This window comes from Microbacterium thalassium (genome assembly GCF_014208045.1).
GTDB lineage: Bacteria > Actinomycetota > Actinomycetes > Actinomycetales > Microbacteriaceae > Microbacterium > Microbacterium thalassium.
Genome location: NZ_JACHML010000001.1, coordinates 408,851 through 430,259 on the forward strand (window position 1 = coordinate 408,851; position 21,409 = coordinate 430,259).

General features: G+C 71.0%; 19 protein-coding genes. 8 read left to right on the forward strand and 11 right to left on the reverse strand.

The features are described 5' to 3' along the window. Window positions 1-134: 134 nt before the first annotated feature. The 3 genes from HD594_RS01860 (at window position 135) to HD594_RS01870 (ending at window position 2,967) form a co-directional block, all read left to right on the forward strand. Window positions 135-1,148 (forward strand): malate dehydrogenase, encoded by a 1,014-nt coding sequence (locus HD594_RS01860; protein WP_184749318.1) that lies wholly within the window; start codon window positions 135-137, stop codon window positions 1,146-1,148. 67 nt (window positions 1,149-1,215) lie between these two features. Then, window positions 1,216-1,665, forward strand: a complete 450-nt coding sequence (locus HD594_RS01865; RefSeq protein WP_184749319.1) for a recombinase family protein — start codon at window positions 1,216-1,218, stop codon at window positions 1,663-1,665. A 258-nt stretch (window positions 1,666-1,923) separates the two neighbouring features. Next, window positions 1,924-2,967, forward strand: coding sequence for an IS110 family RNA-guided transposase (locus HD594_RS01870; RefSeq protein ID WP_184749320.1), 1,044 nt, complete (start codon window positions 1,924-1,926; stop codon window positions 2,965-2,967). 32 nt (window positions 2,968-2,999) lie between these two features. Here HD594_RS01870 and HD594_RS01875 read toward each other — a convergent pair whose 3' ends face one another. Together HD594_RS01875 and HD594_RS01880 are read right to left on the reverse strand one after the other, a co-directional pair. After that, complete coding sequence (locus HD594_RS01875) at window positions 3,000-5,348, reverse strand: ATP-binding cassette domain-containing protein (protein ID WP_184749321.1); 2,349 nt, start codon at window positions 5,346-5,348, stop codon at window positions 3,000-3,002. A gap of 77 nt (window positions 5,349-5,425) precedes the next feature. Next, a complete protein-coding gene (locus tag HD594_RS01880) occupies window positions 5,426-6,001 on the reverse strand; it encodes a DNA-3-methyladenine glycosylase I (protein WP_184749322.1) in 576 nt (191 codons plus the stop codon). 124 nt (window positions 6,002-6,125) lie between these two features. On the opposite strand from HD594_RS01880, the gene HD594_RS01885 reads away from it, so the two are divergent. After that, a complete protein-coding gene (locus HD594_RS01885; RefSeq protein WP_184749323.1) occupies window positions 6,126-6,542 on the forward strand; it encodes a glucose-6-phosphate dehydrogenase in 417 nt (138 codons plus the stop codon). Between the two features lie 3 nt (window positions 6,543-6,545). On the opposite strand, the gene HD594_RS01890 is transcribed toward HD594_RS01885, so the two are convergent. Then, complete coding sequence (locus tag HD594_RS01890) at window positions 6,546-8,654, reverse strand: acyl-CoA dehydrogenase family protein (RefSeq protein ID WP_184749324.1); 2,109 nt, start codon at window positions 8,652-8,654, stop codon at window positions 6,546-6,548. Between the two features lie 191 nt (window positions 8,655-8,845). On the opposite strand from HD594_RS01890, the gene HD594_RS01895 reads away from it, so the two are divergent. Then, window positions 8,846-9,340, forward strand: a complete 495-nt coding sequence (locus HD594_RS01895) for a GNAT family N-acetyltransferase (protein ID WP_184749325.1) — start codon at window positions 8,846-8,848, stop codon at window positions 9,338-9,340. Window positions 9,341-9,413: 73 nt separating this feature from the next. Here the strand turns inward: HD594_RS01895 and HD594_RS01900 are convergent, their stop codons facing one another. The 3 genes from HD594_RS01900 to HD594_RS01910 form a co-directional block, all read right to left on the reverse strand. Continuing rightward, a complete protein-coding gene (locus HD594_RS01900; RefSeq protein ID WP_184749326.1) occupies window positions 9,414-11,087 on the reverse strand; it encodes a formate--tetrahydrofolate ligase in 1,674 nt (557 codons plus the stop codon). A gap of 102 nt (window positions 11,088-11,189) precedes the next feature. Next, window positions 11,190-11,963 (reverse strand): MBL fold metallo-hydrolase, encoded by a 774-nt coding sequence (locus HD594_RS01905; RefSeq protein WP_184749327.1) that lies wholly within the window; start codon window positions 11,961-11,963, stop codon window positions 11,190-11,192. Window positions 11,964-12,101: 138 nt separating this feature from the next. Continuing rightward, the gene (locus HD594_RS01910) at window positions 12,102-13,352 is read right to left on the reverse strand and encodes a hypothetical protein (RefSeq protein ID WP_184749328.1); all 1,251 of its coding nucleotides are present in this window, start codon (window positions 13,350-13,352) and stop codon (window positions 12,102-12,104) included. A gap of 259 nt (window positions 13,353-13,611) precedes the next feature. Here HD594_RS01910 and HD594_RS01915 point away from each other — a divergent pair, with 259 nt between their 5' ends. After that, entirely contained in the window at window positions 13,612-14,040 is a 429-nt protein-coding gene (locus HD594_RS01915) for an SRPBCC family protein (protein WP_184749329.1), read from the forward strand. Between the two features lie 85 nt (window positions 14,041-14,125). After that, window positions 14,126-14,581: an SRPBCC family protein gene (locus HD594_RS01920; protein ID WP_184749330.1), complete on the forward strand. Its 456-nt coding sequence runs from the start codon at window positions 14,126-14,128 to the stop codon at window positions 14,579-14,581. A gap of 39 nt (window positions 14,582-14,620) precedes the next feature. Here the strand turns inward: HD594_RS01920 and recQ are convergent, their stop codons facing one another. The 5 genes from recQ to HD594_RS01945 all read right to left on the reverse strand — a co-directional run bounded on the left by recQ (window position 14,621) and on the right by HD594_RS01945 (window position 20,939). Further along, a complete protein-coding gene (gene recQ / locus HD594_RS01925) occupies window positions 14,621-16,621 on the reverse strand; it encodes a DNA helicase RecQ (protein WP_271171271.1) in 2,001 nt (666 codons plus the stop codon). 82 nt (window positions 16,622-16,703) lie between these two features. Beyond that, window positions 16,704-17,360, reverse strand: a complete 657-nt coding sequence (locus HD594_RS01930; RefSeq protein WP_271171272.1) for a histidine phosphatase family protein — start codon at window positions 17,358-17,360, stop codon at window positions 16,704-16,706. 178 nt (window positions 17,361-17,538) lie between these two features. After that, the gene (locus tag HD594_RS01935) at window positions 17,539-18,075 is read right to left on the reverse strand and encodes a DUF1697 domain-containing protein (protein ID WP_184749331.1); all 537 of its coding nucleotides are present in this window, start codon (window positions 18,073-18,075) and stop codon (window positions 17,539-17,541) included. Window positions 18,076-18,086: 11 nt separating this feature from the next. After that, on the reverse strand, window positions 18,087-20,630 hold the full coding sequence (locus HD594_RS01940) for a DEAD/DEAH box helicase (RefSeq protein ID WP_184749332.1): 2,544 nt from the start codon (window positions 20,628-20,630) through the stop codon (window positions 18,087-18,089). A gap of 111 nt (window positions 20,631-20,741) precedes the next feature. Then, window positions 20,742-20,939, reverse strand: a complete 198-nt coding sequence (locus HD594_RS01945) for a hypothetical protein (RefSeq protein WP_184749333.1) — start codon at window positions 20,937-20,939, stop codon at window positions 20,742-20,744. A 115-nt stretch (window positions 20,940-21,054) separates the two neighbouring features. Here HD594_RS01945 and HD594_RS01950 point away from each other — a divergent pair, with 115 nt between their 5' ends. Beyond that, on the forward strand, window positions 21,055-21,405 hold the full coding sequence (locus HD594_RS01950) for a GNAT family N-acetyltransferase (protein WP_184749334.1): 351 nt from the start codon (window positions 21,055-21,057) through the stop codon (window positions 21,403-21,405). The last annotated feature ends 4 nt before the right edge of the window (window positions 21,406-21,409 follow it).

A 21,409-nucleotide genomic window follows, 5' to 3' on the forward strand; every position in this document is an offset into this window, starting at 1 on the left:
CCCTCGACCCCCCGACGCAGGCGTTCGTCTCGAACGTCATTCCCACACGCTACTCTGCGTGCGGCGATCCACCGCTCAGGCGCTCGGGCGACCCCGTTCACCGCCTGCGGCGGAGCGGGTCTAGGCTCGTGGCCATGGACCGGGCACCACTCACCGTGACCATCACCGGGGCCGGCGGCCAGATCGGGTACGCGCTGCTGTTCCGCATCGCGGCCGGAGACATGCTGGGCGATCGCCCCGTACGCCTGCGGCTGCTGGAGATCCCGCAGGGCATGCGCTCGGCCGAGGGCGCGGCGCTCGAGCTGCAGGACTGCGCCTTCCCGCTGCTCCGGGACGTCGAGATCACCGACGACCCGGGAACGGCCTTCGACGGCTGCAGCATCGCGCTGCTCGTCGGGTCGCGTCCCCGCGGCCCGGGCATGGAGCGCGCCGACCTGCTCGCCGCCAACGCCGGCATCTTCGGCCCGCAGGGCGCTGCGATCCAGGCCCACGCCGCCGACGATGTGCGCGCCGTCGTGGTGGGCAACCCGGCGAACACGAACGCGCTGATCGCCGCGGCATCGGCCCCCGACATCCCCGCCGGCCGCTTCACGGCGCTCACGCGGCTCGACCACAACCGCGCCGTCGGGCAGCTGACGGCGATGCTCGACGCGGAGGCCGCAGACATCCGCGACGTGGCGATCTGGGGCAATCACTCCGCGACCCAGTTCCCCGACGTCGCCCACGCGACCGTGGCCGGCCGCCCCGTGATGGACGCGCTCACCGAGCGGCTCGGCTCCGAGGGGGCTGCGACCGCGTGGCTCGACGAGGACTTCGTGCCGCGCGTCGCGCGCCGAGGCGCCGAGATCATCGAGGTGCGCGGCTCGTCGTCCGTCGCATCCGCGGCGAACGCGACCATCGACCACGTGCGCGACTGGATGCTGGGCCGCGCTCCCGAGGACGGCTGGACCTCGGTCGCCCTGCCCTCGCAAGGCGAGTACGGCGTGCCGGAGGGCCTCGTGTGCTCGTTCCCGGCGACCTCGGACGGCTCGGGCTACCGCGTGGTCGAGGGACTCGCGATGGACGAGCGCGCCCGCGCCCGCTTCGAGGTGTCGGTGGCCGAGCTCGCCGCCGAGCGCGACGCGGTCGCCGCCCTCGGCGTGCTCTGACCCGTGCCGGGACCCGCGCGTGAGCGCTCGCGCGATGCGCGAGAATGGGAGCGACGAGGGAGCGAATATGACCGACAGCGCAGGGACGACGGATGCCGTGGCCGCGGCGCACCCGCATACGGCCGCCGCGTGCCCGGAGTGCTTCACCGAGCTGCAGTCCGACCGCAACTGGTGGCTCGCCCGCCCGGCCGGCTCGCGCCTGGTCGGACTCGTCGTCTCGCGTGAGGACATGCCGTCGATCGTCGCCCAGCGCGACGCGCTGACGCGGTTCGGCGTGCCGATCGAGGGGTTCCGGCATCCGGCCCCCGAGACGCTGGAGTCGTGGGAGGACCGCCTCGTGCGACTGTTCGGCACCCTGACCCGCGGTGACGTGCTCGCCGTGGCGAACGTCCACGCCCTCGGCCGCGACACCGACGAGGAGACGCGCACGCTGGCCGCGCTCCAGCGGCGCGGCGTGATGGTGAAGGTCATCAACCACGGCGCCGCCCACCTGGTCGACGCCGAGCCCGAGGCCTGACTGTGAGGATGGCGTTCGCAGCCTGACGGTGCTGGGCTGTGGTCGGTGGCTTCGAGCGTGACCCTTGGCCTGACTGGCTTCGTGCCTTTCGCGCGACTTGTCCGCTCGGGGTCGCCGGCCCCGGCCCGAGTGGAGTGACTGGCCTGATCAGGAGCTTGACCGTCGAGCGTTGGCGCGCTCTTCGTGTCCCGTCACAGTCCTGCCGATTCTCCAACCCGGACCGGGATCCACGTCCCGTCCTGGCAAGGAGAAGAACGCATGAACAGTCTGACCGATCTGCTCGACGTCGTCATCGGCGTCGATACGCACGTCCTCACCCACACCGCCGCGATCGTCGATGCCGGCACGGGCGGGGTGATCGCCCAGCTCACCGTCGACGCGACCGCGACCGGATACGCAGAGCTGGTCGATTTCGCCGACGAGCACAGCACGCTGCGGGCCTGGGCGATCGAAGGGACCGGTGGGCACGGCGCCGGTCTCGCCCGTCACCTCGAGCGGTCAAGAGAGGTGGTCGTCGAGCTGGATCGACCCGAACGCGCGCAGCGCCGCCACGGGGCGAAATCCGACCCTTTGGACGCGATCCGCGCCGCGCGCGAGGCGCTGTCCCGGCCCCGGCTCGGAACACCACGTTCCCCAGGCGACCGCCAGGCACTGTCGGTACTGCTCGCGGCCCGCCGCTCCGCGGTCGCGTCATCTACCGATGCGCAGCGACAGGTCTTCAGTCTCGTCATCGCCGCACCCGAGCCGATCCGGGTCAAGTTCCGGGGCATGAAGCTGCCCGCGATGCTTCGCACCGCCGCGAAGCTGCGGCTGAGCCCGTCCTGGGACCTGGAGACCCGCACCACGGTCACCGTGCTGCGATCTCTGGCGCGCCGCGCACTCGAGCTCACTGCCGAGGCCGCAGCACACGAGAAGGAGATCCTCCGCATCGTCCGAACGATGCGCCCCGACCTGCTCGACCAGCCCGGGATCGGACCGATCGTCGCCGCAACAGTCCTCTGCGCATGGTCACATCCCGGCCGCATCCACTCCGAAGCCGCATTCGCGATGCTCGGCGGCGTCGCCCCGATCCCGGCGACCAGCGGTCAAGTCACCCATCGACACCGACTCAACCGCCACGGCGACAGGCAACTCAACCGGGCCCTGCACGTGATCGCGCTATCGAGGCTGCGCTACGACGAGCGCACTCGCGCCTACGCCGACCGCCGCACCAGCCAAGGACGATCACGCCGCGAGATCATCCGCTGCCTCAAGCGCTACATCGCCCGGGACCTCTACCGACTCCTCGAACACCCCGCTTGACATCCATAGGAGCGTCGACCGGGCCGGCGGGATCAGCCGCCGACGTACTCGCGCAGGTGCCGCGCCGTGAGCGTGTCGGCGTCGGCGACGAGGTCTGACGGCGTCCCCTCGAACACCACCGTGCCGCCGTCGTGGCCGGCCCCCGGCCCGAGGTCGATGATCCAGTCGGCGTGCGCCATCACGGCCTGGTGGTGCTCGATGACGATGACGCTGTTGCCGGCGTCGACGAGGCGGTCGAGCATCCCGAGCAGGTTGTCGACGTCGGCGAGATGCAGGCCCGTCGTCGGCTCGTCGAGGACGTAGACCGCCCCCTTCTTGGCCATCGAGATGGCGAGCTTGAGCCGCTGCCGCTCGCCGCCCGACAGCGTGCTCAGCGCCTGCCCGAGCTTGATGTACGCCAGCCCGACGTCGACGAGGCGGTCGAGGATCGCGCGCGCCGGCTTGGACGACGCGAAGAAGTCGGATGCCTCGGCCACCGACATCTGCATGACCTCGTGGATGTTGCGGTCGTTCAGCGTGTACTCGAGCACCTCGTCGGAGAAGCCGGAGCCCTCGCAGATCTCGCACGTCGTCTCGACGGTCGAGGTGAAGCCGAGTTCGGTGATGATGACGCCGAGCCCCTTGCAGACCGGGCACGCGCCCTGCGAGTTGGCGCTGAACAGGGCCGGCTTGACGCCGTTCGCCTTCGCGAAGGCCGACCGGATGACATCGAGCAGGCCCGTGTAGGTGGCCGGATTGCTGCGTCGCGAGCCCTTGATCTGGGACTGGTCGACGACCACGACGCCGTCGGTGCCCAGCACGTTTCCGTGGATGAGCGAGGACTTGCCCGAGCCGGCGACCCCCGTGACGACCGTGAGCACACCGAGCGGCAGGTCGACGTCGACGTCCTTCAGGTTGTGCTGCGCGGCGCCGCGGATCTCGATCGCGCTCTTCGGCGCGCGCACATCGGGCTTCAGCCGCGCGCGGTGGCCGAAGTGGCGCCCGGTGGCGGTGTCGGATGCCGTGAGGCCCGCGACATCGCCCTCGAACGTGATCTCACCGCCCGCGGAGCCCGCCCCCGGCCCCAGGTCGACGACGTGGTCGGCGATGCGGATCACCTCGGGCTTGTGCTCGACCACGAGCACCGTGTTGCCCTTGTCGCGCAGGCGCACGAGCAGCTCGTTCATGCGCTCGATGTCGTGCGGATGCAGCCCCGCGGTCGGCTCGTCGAACACGTAGGTGATGTCGGTGAGGCTCGACCCGAGGTGACGGATCATCTTGGTCCGCTGCGCCTCGCCGCCCGACAGCGTGCCGCTGGACCGGTCGAGCGACAGATAGCCGAGCCCGATCTCGACAAAGGAGTCGATCGTCTGCTGCAGGCCCGCCACGAGCGGAGCAACCGACGGGTCGTCCACGGTGCGCAGCCACGCGGCGAGGTCGGTGATCTGCATCTTCGCGGCATCCGCGATGCTGACGCCGCCGATCTTCGTCGAGCGCGCCGCCTCGCTCAGGCGCGTGCCGTCGCAGTCCGGGCACGCGGTGAACTTCACGGCCCGCTCGACGAACGCGCGGATGTGCGGCTGCAGCGCGTCGCGGTCCTTCTGCAGCATCGACTTCGTGATCTTGGGGACGAGCCCCTCGTAGGTCATGTTGATGCCGGCGACCTTGACCTTCGTCGGCTCCTTGTAGAGGAAGTCCGCGAGCTCCTGCTCGGTGTACTGGGCGATGGGTGTGGCGGGGTCGACGAAGCCCGACTCGGTGTACGCCTTCACCATCCAGCCGTCGGCGGTGTAGCCGGGGATCGTGATGGCGCCGTCCGCGAGGGACTTCGTGCGGTCGAAAAGCTCGTCCAGGTCGATGTCGCTGACCTCGCCGAGCCCCTCGCATCTCGGGCACATGCCGCCGGTGACCGAGAACGACCGCTTCTCCTTCTTGCCGCTCGCAAGCGTGATCGCCCCCGACCCGCTCACCGACGGAACGTTGAACGAGAACGCCTGCGGCGAGCCGATATGGGGCTGACCGAGCCGGCTGAACAGCATCCGGAGCATCGCGTGGACGTCGGTGACGGTGCCGACCGTCGAGCGGGCGTTCGCGCCCATGCGCTCCTGGTCGACGAGGATCGCGGGGCTGAGGTTCTCGAGCGCGTCGACCTCGGGCCGCGCGAGCGAGCCCATGAACTGCTGCACGAACGTCGAGTAGGTCTCGTTGATGAGGCGCTGCGACTCCGCCGCGATCGTGTCGAACACGAGCGAGGACTTGCCCGACCCGCTGACCCCGGTGAAGACGGTGAGTCGGCGCTTGGGGATCTCGACCGAGACGTCCTTCAGGTTGTTCACGCGGGCGCCGACGACGCGGATGACCTCGTGCGAGTCGGCGATGGGGCCGACGGTGGCCTCGGGCATGCGGTGCTCCTTGCTCGATTCGTGCCTGCTCAGTCTCGCGCACGCCGGCGACACCGCGCTTGTCGGATCATGCTCGCTCAGCGCGCCCGCCAGCAGCCGGCGACATGGTCGTCGACCATCCCCGCGGACTGCATGAGCGCGTACATCGTCGTCGAGCCGACGAAGCGGAAGCCCCGCTTCTTCAGCGCCTTGCTCAGGGCATCCGATTCGGCGGTCGTCGCCGGTACGTCCGCGAACGACGCCGGGCGCGGGCGTGCGGATGCCGGTGCGAACGACCACAGCAGCGCGTCCAGCTCACCGGCGTCCATGTCGACGACGATCCGCGCGTTGGAGATGGTCGCCTCGATCTTCGCGCGATTGCGCACGATGCCGGCATCCGCCATCAGCCGTTCGACGTCCTCGTCGCCGTATCCGGCCACCGCCCCGGGGTCGAATCCGTCGAAGACGTCGCGGAACCGCGGGCGCTTGCGCAGGATCGTGATCCACGACAGCCCGGCCTGGAACCCCTCGAGGCTCATCTTCTCGAACAGCGCGCGGTCGCCGTGCAGGGGTCGTCCCCACTCCTCGTCGTGGTACCGGCGGTACTCGGCATCGTCGCCGACCCACGCGCACCGGTCGGTGCCGTCGGGGCCCGCGATCACATCGGCGCTCATCTCCGCCAGCGTAGACGCAGCGCCCGACATCGCCCCCCCCCCCCCGGACCGGCACCCGCTGTTCACCCGCGTCGCCTAACGTAGAAGAGGCCCGATTCCCCCGCGGGCCAGAAGGAGCACCGCCATGAAGATCGTCTCGTCGTCGGATTGGCGCAGCTCCCTCCCGTTCGAGACCCCGACGCTGCTGTCGGAGGTCATGCCGGGCGAGGACGCCAACTGCTTCATCTGCGGCACGGGTGCGGATCCCCGGCCGCGCACCGAGCTGTGGGCGGTCAAGCACCGCCACCCCAAGAACCACGACGGCTACGTGCGCTTCTACTGCCTCGAGCACCGGCCCGCGGTCGCCGCGCCGCCGGCTCCGACGGTCACCGCGGCGAGCACGGGCCGCTCCCGGTCGGCATCGCGCCCGGCCGCCGAGCGCCGCACCGCCGCACCGCGCCGGACGCCAGCCCCCGAGAAGCCCCGGGCGGTGTGCCCGAACTGCTTCGTCGAGGTCGCGGCGAGCGGCGTGTGCGGCCTCTGCGGCGAGAAGATCGCCTGAGCGCTACTTCTTCTTCTTGAGCGACTTCTCCGACACGGGAGCGTCGCCCGAGGCCGCGAGCGCGTCGTAGTACGCGCGCGCCTCGTCCTGACGGGCCTGCTCGGCGCCCGACGCGATGGGGGCGCGCACGTGCTCGGGCGCGAAGCCGTAGGCGTCGACGAGGTCCTGCGCGTGCGGACGCAGCCGCAGGCACAGGCGGTCGATGTAGCGCGAGACGGATGCCGCGCGCTGCGTCGACAGGCGCCCGTTGATCAGGTGCCACGCGAGGTGCTTCTCGATCAGGTGCAGCCCGAACAGGTCGCGCAGCCACGTCAGCACGCGCTTCGTGCCCTCGTCCTGCACGGCGTTGACGCCGTCCGAGAAGGCCTCCCACTGCAGCAGCTCACCGTGGGCGCGAGCGGCCTCGATGAGCTCGGCCTGGTGCGCGTTGAACAGCGCGGCGGCCTCGGCGGCATCGAGCTTGGATGCCGGTCGCAGAGCGGCGGCGACGTCGGCGACCATCTGCTCGACGCGGCCGGCGAGCAGCTCGTGCTGCTGGTCGGCGCGCAGGCCCAGCTCGACCGAGCGGGCGGTCGAGCCGAAGTCGGCGACGGCCTGGCCGAGCTGGCGCAGCCCGGCGCCGTGGAAGACCTTGCCCGCGGTCTGCCCGACGGCGAAGCGGGCGAGCTTGGCGGCATCCGCCCCCTTGAACTGCTTGGCGTAGTCGCTGAGCAGGCGCTTGCCGACCAGCTGCAGCAGCACGTTGTTGTCGCCTTCGAAGGTGACGTACACGTCGAGGTCCTGGTGCAGGCCCACCAGACGGTTCTCGGCGAGGAAGCCGGCACCGCCGCACGCCTCGCGGCACTCCTGGATGGTCGACAGCGCGTTCCACGTCGACAGGGGCTTGAGCGCGGCCGCGAGGGTCTCGAGGTCCTCGCGCTCCTGAGGCGTGTCGTGCTCGCCGCTGAAGACGCCGTCGAACTTGCGCAGCAGCTCGTCGTGCGCGAAGAACTGCGCGTAGTTCTGGGCGATCAGGGGCAGCAGGCGCCGCTGGTGCTTGCCGTAGTCCAGCAGCACGACCTCATCGGTGCCGGCGCCCGAGTCGAACTGGCGGCGCTGGTTGGCGTAGGTGGTCGCGATGTGCAGCGCCAGCGCGGTGCCGGTGGTCGCGGCGCCGTCGAGCGACACGCGGCCCTGCACGAGAGCGCCGAGCATCGTGAAGAAGCGGCGGCCGGGGCTGTCGATCTCGGACGTGTAGGTCCCGTCGGCGGCGACCTGCCCGTAGCGGTCGAGCATATTGAAGCGCGGCACGCGGACGTGGTCGAAGTGCAGGCGGCCGTTGTCGATGCCGTTGAGCCCGCCCTTGACGCCGTCGTCTTCGCCGCCGATGCCGGGGAGGAAGTTCCCCTCGTCGTCGCGCAGCGGCACGAAGAAGCAGTGCACGCCGTAGTTGACGCCGCCGGTGATCAGCTGCGCGAACACCGTCGCCGCCTTTCCGTGCAGAGCGGCGTTGCCGAGGTAGTCCTTCCAGGCGCCCCGGAACGGGGTGTGGATGACGAACTCCTCGGTCTCGGGGTCGTACGTCGCGGTCGTGCCGATGGCGGCGACATCCGATCCGTGCCCGGTCTCGGTCATGGCGAACGCTCCGGGAAGATCGAGCGTCATGACGTCGCGCAGCCAGGCGTCGTGGTGCTTCTTCGTACCCAGCTGCTGGATGGCCGAGCCGAACAGGCCCCACTGCACACCCGACTTGATCTGCAGGCTCGGGTCGGCGAGGACGACCTCCTGGAAGCCGGCGAGGTTCGCACCGTTGTTGTTCTTGCCGCCGTACTCCACGGGGTACGCGCGTCCCGACGCGCCGTTCTCGACGAGCAGGCGCAGCTGTGCCAGCACGCGCTCGCGGTGCTCGGGCATCGGCATCCCCTCGACGCGCCAGAAGGCCGGGTCCTTGACCATCTCGCGCGCTTCGCGGCGGGTCTCGGCCCACGTGCCGAGGAGCAGGTCGGTGACCGCATCGCGGTCGATGCGGGGCTCGGATGCCTCTTCCGCGGTATGCGGGGCGACGGGAGCGCCGCCGGCGGGCGTGCGCTTGCTCGTGGACGGCTTCGGGGAACGGACGGCGGCGTCGGTCATGCACATCACCTTTCGCTGTGATGGACGGGGAAGTCGTTCTGAAGGTAGGACTCCCACAACATCGTTCCAAAGCGGTTGTGTGGGATGCACAACTGCGCGGCGACGCGTTCGCCGGGCGTGTTGTGCGTTCCCGACAGGCGCTCGGCGGCTGGGCGGTTGCCGAGCACGGACTGCCCGCGCAGGATGGGCGCATGGAGGTGTCGCTCGTCCCCTGGAGCCCGCACGATCTGGGCGTGCTCGAGCGCGCCAACACCCCGGAGATGACGCGGCACCTCGGCGGCCCCGAGACCGACGAACAGGTGCGCGCGCGGCACGAGCGCTACCTGCGCGACCGCGAGACGGGCGCATCGCACATGTTCCGCATCGACGTGGACGGGCACACCGTCGGCGGCATCGGCTACTGGCCGATCGAGTTCGACGGCGAGCCCGCCTACGAGGCCGGATGGAGCGTCGAGCCGGCGTGGCAGGGACGCGGCGTGGCGACCGAGGCGCTGCGGCACCTCGTGGAGCGGGTCACCGCAGCCGGTGACCGCCGGCTGCTGGTGGCCTTCCCGTGGCCGGCGAACGCGGCGTCGAACGCGATGTGCCGGCGCGCCGGGTTCGAGCTGCGGGGCACGTCGTCGGGGCCGTGGCGGGGGCAGGACGTCACGTACAACAACTGGGTGCTCGACCTCGGCGCGGAGTGAGCAGGACGACCCGGGGCCGTCCGGATGCCGACCGCAGCACCGCGGCCGCGGCCCGGTTCCCCGGCCTCGGCCCTCAGAACAGCCCGACGATGCGCCCGTCCTCGTCGACGTCGATCGAGGCCGCCGCCGGCACCGCGGGCAGACCCGGCATGGTCATGATGTCGCCGCAGATCATCACGACGAACCCGGCCCCGGCCGACAGCCGGACCTCGCGGATGTCGACGACGTGGCCCGACGGGGCGCCGCGCAGCTTCGCATCCGTCGAGAAGGAGTACTGGGTCTTCGCCACGCACACGGGCAGGCCGCCGTAGCCGTCCTCCTGCAGCCGCCGGATCTGGTTTCGGACCGAGGTCGGAGCCGTGATGTCGGATGCGCCGTACACGCGCGTCGCGATCGCCCGCATCTTGTCCCACAGCGGCGCCTCGTCGGGATACGTGAAGCTCAGCTCGCTCGGCTCGTCGCACAGCTCCACCACGGCGCGCGCGAGCTCCTCCGCGCCCGCGCCGCCTTCGGCGAAGTGCCGCGCCACGACGGCGCGCCCGCCCGCGGCCGCCACTTCGTCCACGAGCGCCGCGACCTCGGCATCCGTGTCCTCCGCGCGATGGTTGATGGCGACGACCGCCGGGATCCCGAACGTCTCGCGCACCGTCGTGAGGTGGCGGCGCACGTTGGCGCAGCCTTTGCGGACCGCCGCGATGTTCTCGTCGGCCAGATCCGGGACGTTGACGCCGCCGTGGTACTTCATCGCCCGGACCGTCGCGACGATGACGGCGGCGTCGGGGCGCAGTCCCGACTCGCGGCACAGGATGTCGACGAACTTCTCGGCCCCGAGGTCGGCGCCGAAGCCCGCCTCGGTGACGACGTAGTCGGCCAGGTGCAGCGCCGACGAGGTCGCGATGAGGGAGTTGCAGCCGTGCGCGATGTTCGCGAACGGCCCGCCGTGGACGAACGCGGGCGTGTGCTCGAGCGTCTGCACGAGATTGGGCGCGAGCGCGTCGCGCAGAACCGCCGTCATCGAGCCGTGCGCGTCGAGGTCTCGCGCCCGCACCGGATGCCGGTCGCGCGTGTACCCGACGACGATCTCGCCGAGCCGCTCCTTGAGGTCGGCGAGGTCCGTCGCGAGGCAGAACACCGCCATGACCTCGCTGGCAACGACGATGTCGAACCCGCTCTCTCGCGGGTAGCCGTTGCCCGGTCCGCCCAGGCCGATCGCGACATCGCGCAGCGCCCGGTCGTTGACGTCCAGCACGCGCCGCCACGTCACGCGCCGCAGATCGATGCCGAGCTCGTTGCCGTGGTGGATGTGGTTGTCGATGAGCGCCGCGAGCAGATTCGTCGCGACGCCGATCGCGGCGAAGTCTCCGGTGAAGTGCAGGTTGATGTCCTCCATCGGCACGACCTGCGCATGACCGCCGCCGGCGGCGCCGCCTTTCATGCCGAACACCGGCCCGAGGGCGGGCTCGCGCAGGCAGATCATGGCGCGTTCGCCGACGCGGTTCAGGGCATCGCCCAGGCCCACCGTGGTGGTCGTCTTGCCCTCGCCCGCCGGGGTCGGCGAGACGGCCGTGACGAGCACGAGCTTGCCGCGCGGGCGGTCGGTGATTCCGGCGAGGTAATCGAGCGCGACCTTGGCCTTGTGCCGGCCGTACGGCTCGATGCTCTCGTCCGGAATGCCGAGTCCCTCGGCGATCTCGGTGATGGGATGCAGGTGCGCCGCCTGCGCGATCTCGATGTTGCTCGGACTCATCCTCGAACCCTTCCGGACGTCGTCGTCCGATCCTCAGCCTACGGGTGTCGTCGCCCCGGGCGACAGACGGCCCGCCGCGCGGGACGCACGACGGGCTAGGCCCTACGTCCTCCGCCGGCCGGCCGCGATCCGGCGCACGCTCTCGTCGACGTCGTCCATGCCGGGGTTCCCGAGTCGGGGGTCGGATGACGGCCTCGCGTTCAGCACGTCGTCCAGGTAGGCCCGGTCGGCCTCGAGGCGGGCGAGGGCGTCGGGACCGGGGCTGCCGTGCCCCGGGATCACCACGGCGGCGCGGGCGGCGGCATCCGCCAGCAGATCGAGGCCCTCGAGATACGACGGGATGTCGTCGGGCTCGAACGGCAGCGGCAGCTCCACGTCGCTGAGCATGTCCCCCGCGATCAGCACCCGCTGCTCGGGCAGCCACAGCGCGGTATGCCCCGGGGCGTGACCGTCGTGGATGATCAGGCGCGGATGGAACCCCCGGGGAACGGAGGCGCGCGGCAGCTCCGCGCCGACGGGCCGCACGAGCCCCACGAGGTCGACGAGCCGATCCGGAAAGCCGGGTCCCAGCGCGGCGATGGCGGTCTGGCGCTCCCGGCGCGCCTGGCGAGCGGCGGCGGGCGACGCCCACCTCGGCACGCTGCCGAAGCCCGGGTGCCACAGCAGGTGGTCGTGATGGGCGTGCGTCGAGAATCCGCCGACGACCCGGATACCGCGGGACTGCAGCTCTGCGGCGAGCCCGTCCAGCTCGTCGGGCGTCCAGGACGGATCGATCAGCAGCGCGTCGCCGCCCGCGACGAGCACGGTGGAGGTGGTCTGCTGCTCGCGGCTGGTGGCCACCAGCACCCCGGGTGCGACCTCGTCGAGTTCGCGCATGCCTCCAGCTTGCCTCGTCGCGCTCACCGCACGGACCCTCGATGTCCGGAACGGCGGGGATCCGGGACGACACGCTCGCCCCGAGCCTCTCGATGCGGCGTTTCGGCGGGGATCCCCGCCGTTCGTGACACATCCGCGTCAGCGGCAGGTGGCGGCGACGTCGATCATCTCCTGCGACGGGTAGCCGTAGGCCTGCACGCCGTTGCCCTCGGCGGTGTGACCCATGCTGATCGCCCACGCCGTCGCCCACTCCTCGTTGGCGTCGGCATCCTCGGAGTCGAACAGATCGCTGCACTTCGAGGTGATCGAATGTCCGACCTCGTGGGCGACGAGGGCCACCGCATCGGCGGACGGCCAGTTCTCGGCGACGGAGTCCGACAGCGTGATCGTGGAGAATCCGCCGCGCACGGTGTTCCAGGTGGCGGTGCCGCTCATGCCGTACACGCCGCCGAGACCGTTGACGAGGGGCGCCCAGTCGAAGTCGAGCACGACCCCGCCTGCGATCGAGCGCGCGTACTCCTCGATCTCCAGTCGGGTCTCCCGCAGCGGGCCGGCCTTCTCGGCCAGCTCGCTCTTCGCCGACGCGCGGAGGTTCTCCGCCGCGGCGGCGTAGCGCTCGAACGCCAGCACCGCTCCCGTGCTGATCCGGTCCCGCGACGAGGCGAAGTCGGCGGCGTCGCGGAAGTCGAGCACGACGATCGCCCGCGCCGAGACGTTCGACGCCTCCAGCGCGGTCGCGGCCGCCTCGACGGTGGAGACCAGCGTCTGACCGCTGTCGGTGAGCGCGGCCAGCGAAACCTCGATGTCGACCGTGGCCGTGCCGAGTTCGGCGGCCTGCGCCGAGAGCGCTTCGGCGTCGTCCTCGAGGACCGGCACGGCCGCCAGCAGCTCCCACGTCCACACGGGCCGCTCCCCGATCGACGAGGGGAGCTCGGCCGCGGCCACCTGCTGTGCGGATGCGACCGCGGACGTTAGCGTCGCACCCGCCTCGGCGAAGCCCGCTCGCGCTTCGGCCGCCACGAGCGGGTCCACGGCGGCAGCCACGATCGAGGTTGCGGCGTCCGCGGCCACCGTCCCGTCGTCGATCGCCTCACCGGCATCCGTCGCGGCGACGGAGTAGGCGACGGCCGCCGTCTCGACCCGCTCGAGCGCGGCGTCGTACGACCTGCTCGCGTCGAAGTGGACGAGGCCGGCCGCGACCGCTCCGGCCAGGACGAGGGCGCCGAAGACGGACCACAGGATCGGCCCCCGCCGGCGACGCCGACGCGGAGCGAAGGTGCCCTGGTAGGTGACGGGGGCTGTCGCACCCGCCATCGCCGGGCCCGTCCCCGACGGATCGTCGAGGGTGTAGACCACGCCCCGACTCTCGACTCCGTCGCCCCAGCTCACCAGGGAACACTATCGGGACGGGCCGGGCCACCCGAGTCCGCGCCCGCGTCCTGTGGACAGGGGCGCGGCACCCGCGGGAATCCGCTGCGCGCGACCGGACACGGCGGGACGTATGGCACTCGACACCCCGCGGCGCGCGCCTAGCCTGGAATCGAGGGACCTGCGGGTGGGTCCGCAGGTGGTGACGCCGTCGGCGATCGGTTGGGAACCGAACGAAAGGCGGTTGATAGCGATGACAACGGTCACTCACAGTCGCGACGTGCACATCGACGCTCCCGTCGAGCGCGTCTTCGACTACATCAAGCACCCCGAGAACTTCTACGAGGCCATGCACGGGGCAGACCCCGACATGGACGGCCTCATCACGAAGATCTCGATGGCGCCGGACGATGGCGTGGGCTCGATCTACGAGTGGAAGAGCAAGATCCTTCTGATCCCCTTCCACAGCACGACGACCCGCGAGGAGTTCGTCCCGAACGTGAAGATCGTGGACCACACGACCACCGGCGTGACGTGGACGTACACCGTCGCGATGGACGGGTCGGGCACGAAGCTCGGCCTGCGCGGCGACGTGACGAACCCGGTGCCGGGTCTGGCCAAGATCGAGGACAGCATCGCCTGGGATGGCGAGGAGGATCTCGACAAGATGCTGGCGACCTACAAGGAGTCGATCGAGGCTCTGCCGTAGGCCGGCGCGAACCAGCGTGATCGGGGGTGGCGGCGCACACGCAGCCACCCCCGATCCCTGAACCGACCGAGAGAGAAGGCAGATCATGACGACGATCACCCACGCGCGCGGCGTTCACGTCGATGCACCTGTCGAGCGGGTGTTCGATCACGTGAAGGATCCCCGGAGCTTCGCCGCTGCCATGGCCGCTGTCGAAGGCGAGTCGCACCATCGCCTCGCCACGACGACGATGGCGCCGGACGACGGCGTGGGATCGACGTGGGAATGGGAGGTGCGCTTCATGCTGCTCCGGTTCCATCCGCGGACGACGCGCGAAGAGTACGTTCCGAACGAGCGGATCGTGGACCACACGTCGTCCGGCCTGACGTGGACGTACGGACTCGAGCCGGAGGGCACCGGCACGAAGCTGACGCTGTCGGGTGCGCTGGCCGACAGGCCGCGCGCGCTCGCCCAAGCCGCGGACGCGGTCGTCTGGAACGGCGACGAGGATCTCGACAAGATGCTCGCCGCCTTCAAGCAGGCGATCGAGGCCGGGGCGTAGGCCGACGCGTCGAGGCGCCGATCCCAGCGAAGACTGACGTCAGCCCGCGGCCGACACCACCTCGAGCACGGCCTCGCCGTAGGCCTCGCGTTTCTTGGCGCCGATGCCGGTGATGCCGTCGAGGTCGCCGAGGCTCTCGGGCCGGTGTTCGGCGAGCGCGCGCAGTGTCGCGTCGCCGAACACGATGTAGGCGGGCACTCCGAGTTCTTTGGCGACGCCGGCGCGCCACTCCCGCAGCGCCTCGAAGAGCCCGCGGTCGCCCTCGGCGAGCGACTCCGACGCCGAGACCTTGCGCTGGCGCGGCGCGCCGCCGGTGCGACCGAGGACGTCGCGGCGCAGCGGCACCGGGGTTTCGCCGCGCAGCACGCCGGAGGCGGGCTCGCCGAGGGCGAGCGTGCCGTACTCGCCGCGGGCGACGAGGATGCCGCGGGCCAGCAGCTGCCGCACGACGCTGCGCCAGTCCTGCTCCGACAGGTCGGCGCCGAGGCCGTAGGTCGACAGGGTGTCGTGGCTCTGCTGGCGGATGCGGTCGGTCGAGGCGCCGCGCAGGATGTCGATGAGGTGCCCGGCGCCGAACGACTGGCCGCGCTCGCGCTGCAGGCGCACGATCGTCGACAGCAGCTTCTGCGCGGGAACGAGACCGTCCCACGTCTCGGGCGCCTCGAGGCACGTGTCGCAGTTGCCGCACGGCTCGGACTGTTCACCGAAGTAGCCGAGCAGGTTCTGGCGGCGGCATCCGACCGTCTCGCACAGCGCGAGCATCGCGTCGAGATGCTGGCCGAGCCGGATCTTGTAGCCGCGGTCGCCCGGCGACTGGTCGATCATGCGCCGCTGCTGCACGACGTCACCGAGGCCGTAGGCCATCCACGCCACCGACGGCTCGCCGTCACGGCCGGCGCGGCCGGTCTCCTGGTAGTAGCCCTCGACCGACTTCGGCAGGTCGATGTGCGCGACGAAGCGGACGTCGGGCTTGTCGATCCCCATGCCGAACGCGATCGTGGCGACCATGACGACGCCGTCCTCGCGGAGGAAGCGCGACTGGTTCTTGGCCCGCACCGCGGCGTCGAGACCCGCGTGGTACGGCAGCGCGTCGAGGCCCTGGGTCTGGAGGTACTGGGCGGTCTGCTCGACCGACTTGCGGCTCAGGGCGTAGACGATGCCGGCGGAACCCGCCGGCTGCGCCGTGATGAAGGCCGCGAGCTGGCGCCGCGGATCGGACTTCGCCTCGATGCGGTACTGGATGTTGGGCCGGTCGAAGCTCGAGACGAAGTGCTCGGCCTTCGGCATCCGCAGCCGCTCGGTGATCTCCTGGTGGGTCGCCGGCGTGGCCGTCGCCGTGAGGGCGAGGCGGGGCACGCCTGCGAAGCGATCGGCGAGGTCGCCGAGCGCCAGGTAGTCGGGGCGGAAGTCGTGTCCCCACTGGCTCACGCAGTGCGCCTCGTCGATCGCGATGACGCTGAGGCGCCCCTTCTCGAGGAAGCGCAGCATCGGCTCGGTGTTCAGCCGCTCGGGAGCGACGTAGAGCAGGTCGAGCTCGCCCGCGAGGTAGGCCCGCTCGACCGCCTGCCGCTCGCCCGGCAGCTGCGTCGAGTTGAGGTAGGCGGCGCGCACGCCGTTGGCCACGAGCGCGTCGACCTGGTCGTGCATGAGGGCGATGAGCGGGCTCACCACGAGGCCGGTGCCCGGACGCACGAGGGCCGGCACCTGGTAGCAGACGCTCTTGCCGCCGCCGGTCGGCATCAGGACGACGGCGTCGCCACCGGCGATCACATGGTCGACGATCGCGGCCTGGTCGCCGCGGAACGTGTCGTACCCGTACACCTCGTGCAGGACGTCGGCGGGCTTCGCGCGGGTGAAGTCGCGGCTCGGACCGGCGGTGTCGGCGGGCGCGGCGAAGGCGTCACCGGGATCCGGCGGGGGCAGGAAGCCGTCGGGCGGCGGCGCCCAGTCGTCGGGCGGCGGGGCGTAGGCGTCGTCCGGCGGCGCATAGGCGTCCGGGTCCCACGCGATGTCTGCGTACGGATCCGACGGGCTGGTCACCCGCCCCACTGTAGCCCGGGCGTCCGACGCCGCCGGCCGCTGTGGACGGCTGCCCGCGGCATCCGCCCTGGGGAGGAGTCGGTCAGGACTCGGACGGCACGAGCGGGAGCTCGGGCCCGTGGTTCCACGCCAGGATCGCCGGCTGCTCGCGGTAGAAGCCGAGCACCGAGACCGACCCCGCGTCGAGGGTGATCATGGCGCCGAAGCGCGGAGCCTGCCGGAGGAAGACGGCGGTCAGGATCCGCAGCAGATGCCCGTGCGCGACGAGCGCCACGTCGCCGTCGACCATCGCCGGAAGCACGCGGGTGAGGACGCGCGATGCGCGCGCGGCGACCTCTTCCACCGTCTCACCGGGCGTGTCGCCGCGGATCACCCCGTGGGTGAAGGTCGTCCAGTTGTAGCCGAGCTCGCGTCGGATCTCCTTCGTCGTGCGCCCCTCGTAGCCCCCGTAGTCCCACTCGACGAGCAGCGGATCGATCTGGGCGTCGAGTCCCGCCAGTTCGGCGGTGCGGCGGGCACGCTCCAGCGGCGAGCTGAGCACGAGCGAGAAGTCGTAGTCGCTCACGAGGTCGCCGGCCCCGCGCGCGAGCTCCTCGCCACGAGCCGTCAGCGGGACGTCGGTGAGGCCGGTGTGCTTGCCCGCCTTCGACCACGCGGTCTCGCCGTGGCGCAGAAGCACGAGCTTGCCGCGCGGATTGTCCGGTGCCGGGTGGTCCGGGAGCGGATCGTTGATGTCCACGCCCTCACGGTAGTCCCGCCCGGCTCGCCCGTGGGGTGGATCTGCCACCACGGACCCGGACCGGCGCGTCACGAACGGCGGGGATCATCCGCGACCCGCCGCGCTCCGGCATCCGCACCCCGCGTGTCACCGAAATCCCCGCCGTTTCAGACCTGCGGCGGTCCGAGATCGGACCGAATCAGCACCACTTCGCGGCGATCGCCGTCACCACGTTGAGATTGCGGTTCGTCGCAACGCCGAGGAGCGGAGCCGCGCCGAGCGGATCGACCTGACCGCCCTGATAGCCCTCGCCCATGAGGGCATGGGCGGCTCGCCCGCGCACCACCATCTCACCGACATCCGATCGCTTCGCCTCGACCTCGGCGACGCGCTCCGCCGGCAGCTCGTCCTTGAGCAAGTAGACATAGTGGCGCACGAGTCCCGGACGGTCGGCGCTCAGCTCGGCGGCCTCGGCGGCGACCCGGGCGAACTCGTCCGTCGTGAACGCGACCGTCGGCACGTCGAACCCGCGGTCGGCGAGGAACGCCGCCTCGAGCTTCTCCTCGATCCGCGACCGCGACCGCATCCCGGTGTCGAAGCGGACGTTGCCGGTGTTGATGTGCGTTTCGACGCCCTCGAACCCGGCATCCTCGACGACCCGGCGGATGTCGTCCTTGGGGAACTTCCGCGTCGGTCCGAGATTGATCGCACGAAGGAACGCCAGGTACGTCGTCATGCCGCCCATTCTCACCCGTCCGCCGACACCGCAGCGCGGCCCGGACCCTCCAGTCGCAGCACCTCGGTGACCCGCACGACCGCGGTGCCGGCCTCTTCGGAGGCCGCCAGGTCCACCTCGCCGCGGATGCGCCAGTCGTGGTCGCCGGCGGGGTCGTCGATCGTCTGCTCCACGCGCCACAGATCGGATGCCGCGGCATCCGTCTCGTCCACCTCGACGAGCCGCGGCGAGCGCGCCGGCCCGCCCGTGAGGATCTCGTCGTGGTCCTCGAAGTACCGGTCCAGCGCAGCGGGCCAGTCGACGTCGGGGTCCAGCTCGACCAGTTCCTCGTCGCGCTGGAGCGCGGCCAACTGCACGCGACGGAACAGCTCGTTGCGCACGAGTACCAGGAAGGCACGCCGGTTCGTCAGCACCGACGGCGGCGCCGGCGGCACCACGACGGCCTCCGGCTCGTCGGCGGGGTTCACCAGCGACGACCACTCGTCCACGAGGCTCGAGTCGACCTGGCGCACGAGCTCGCCCAGCCACTCGATGACGTCGACGAGCTCGTTCGTCTGCGCCTCGGCGGGGACGGTCTGCCGGATCGCGCGGTACGCGTCGCTGAGGTACCGCAGCACGAGGCCCTCGCTGCGGGCGAGCTGGTACCACGACACCAGCTCGGCGAACGACATCGCCCGCTCGAACATGTCGCGCACGACCGACTTCGGCGACAGCTCGAAGTCGCGCACCCACGGCTGGCTCGATGCGAACACCTCGTACGCCTGCGAGAGCAGCTCCTCGAGCGGCTTGGGGTAGGTGATCTCCTCGAGCGCCTCCATGCGCTCGTCGTAATCGAGGCCCTCCTGCTTCATGGCGGCGACCGCCTCGCCGCGGGCCTTGAACTCCTGCTGCGACAGGATCGCGCGCGGATCGTCGAGGGTCGCCTCGATGACGCTCACGACGTCGAGTGCGTAGTGGCCGGTGCCGGCGGCGCCCGGGGTGTCCTCGGGGTCGAGCAGCTCGATCGCGGCGAGCGCGAACGGCGACAGCGGCTGGTTGAGCGCGAAATTCGGCTGCAGGTCGACGGTGAGACGGATGCCGTCAGCGGTCGACTCCACCACGCCCGCGGCCACGAGCGTGCGGAAGATCGCCAGCGCGCGCCGCGCGAGCGCGTACTTCTCGGCGCGCGGCTGGTGGTTGTCGAACACGAGCGACCGCACGTTCGAGAACGCGTCGCCTCCGCGCCCGATGACGTTGATGAGCATCGCGGCGGTGAGCTCGAGGTGCGGAGTGAGCGGCTCGGGCTGCGCCTCGACGAGCCGTTCGAACGAGCCCATGCCCCAGTTGACGACCCCGCTCGGGGCCTTCTTGCGCACGATCTTCTTGCGCTTGGCGGGGTCGTCGCCCGCCTTGCGCAGCGCCGCTTCGTTCTCGATCTCCCACTCCGGGGCCATCACGACGACGTTCCCGTACGTGTCGAAGCCGGCGCGGCCGGCACGGCCGGCGACCTGGTGGAACTCGCGGGCGCTGAGCTGCCGCATCCGCGTGCCGTCGTACTTCGACAGCGCCGTGATGAGCACCGTGCGGATCGGCACGTTGATGCCGACGCCCAGGGTGTCGGTGCCGCAGATGACCTTGAGCAGCCCGCGCTGGGCGAGGGTCTCGACGAGGCGCCGGTAGCGCGGCAGCATGCCGGCGTGGTGCACGCCGATGCCGGCGCGCACGTACCGCGACAGCGTGCGGCCGAACGCCGTGGTGAACCGGAACCCGCCGATCGCCTCGGCGATCGCGTCCCGCTGCTCGCGCGTGACGAGGCGGATGCTGGACAGCGCCTGCGCCCGCTCCATCGCGGCCGCCTGCGAGAAGTGGACGATGTAGACGGGCGCCTCGCGCTCGTCTAGGAGGCTCTGGACGACCTCGTGGATCGGACGCCGCTCGTAGGAGAAGTGCAGCGGCACGGGCCGCTCGACGCCCGTCACGAACGCGGTCTCGCGTCCGGTGCGGCGCTTCAGGTCCTCGGCGATGTCGGTGACGTCGCCGAGGGTGGCCGACATCAGCACGAACTGCGCCTTGGGCAGGAGCAGCAGCGGGATCTGCCACGCCCAGCCGCGGTCGGGATCGCCGTAGTAGTGGAACTCGTCCATCACGACCTGGTCGATGTCGGCATCCGCCCCCTCGCGGAGTGCCAGGTTCGCCAGGATCTCGGCAGTGCAGCAGATGATCGGGGCGTCGGCGTTCACCGACGAGTCGCCGGTGACCATGCCGACGTTGTCGGCACCGAAGACGTCGACGAGGGCGAAGAACTTCTCGCTCACGAGGGCCTTGATGGGCGCCGTGTAGAAGGTGACCCCGCCGCGCGCGAGGGCGGCGGCGTGGGCGGCGACCGCCACCAGGGACTTGCCGGTGCCCGTCGGCGTGGACAGGACCACGTTCGCGCCCGAGACGATCTCGATGATCGCCTCGTCCTGCGCGGGGTACAGCGTCAGCCCCTGCTCGCCCGCCCATTCGACGAATCCGAGGTAGACGTCGTCGGGTTCGGCACCGGTCGGGATGAGTTCGAGCAGCGGCGACGGCATCCTTCGATTCTGCCCTGTCGCCGGGACGGATGCCGCCGGGCCCGGCGATCGGCAGGCTCGAGCACCGGCCGCGCCCGAACGCGCGGTCGATCGCCCGATCTCACGGGCGGCTCAGGCGACGCCGAGCGCGAGCAGCCCGTAGTAGATGAGGTACACCGGCCACACGCACGCCTGGAGCAGCCCCAGGATGACGTCCCAGAACCCGCCGTCGGTGATCGAGATGAAGTAGATCGCAGCGCCGATGTACGCCAGCAGGAAGAAGAATCCCCACGGTGCCGCGCGCTCGACGTAGGTCACCCGTTCGGCCATGTCAGCCCCCTTTCTCCGGGGCTCACGCTAGACCGGCGTCGATACCGGGGACAGGGCCATTGGTCCGCCCTCCACCGCCTTCGCGCCGCTACGTTGGACGCACGAGGAGGAGCACATGACGGACATCGACGAGACCCGCACGGTCGTTCGCAACGACGAGGCCCGCCGCTACGAGATCTTCGTGGGCGATGTCATGGGCGGCTACACCGAGTTCCTGCCCGGCCCGAAGGGGCGTCTCATCTTCCCCCACACCGAGATCGACCACGCGTATCGCGGGCGGGGCCTCTCAGGCGACCTCTTCGAGGGCGCGATGGCGGATGCCGCGGCACGCGGCGACACCGTGGAGCCGACCTGTCCGGCGCTGCGCCGATGGCTGCGCAAGAACAAGGTCCCGGGGCTCGAGGTCATGTGGCCGCTGTGGGCCCGCGACGACGTCGACGGCGGCGGGGCCCCGGCGTCGCCGTGACGCC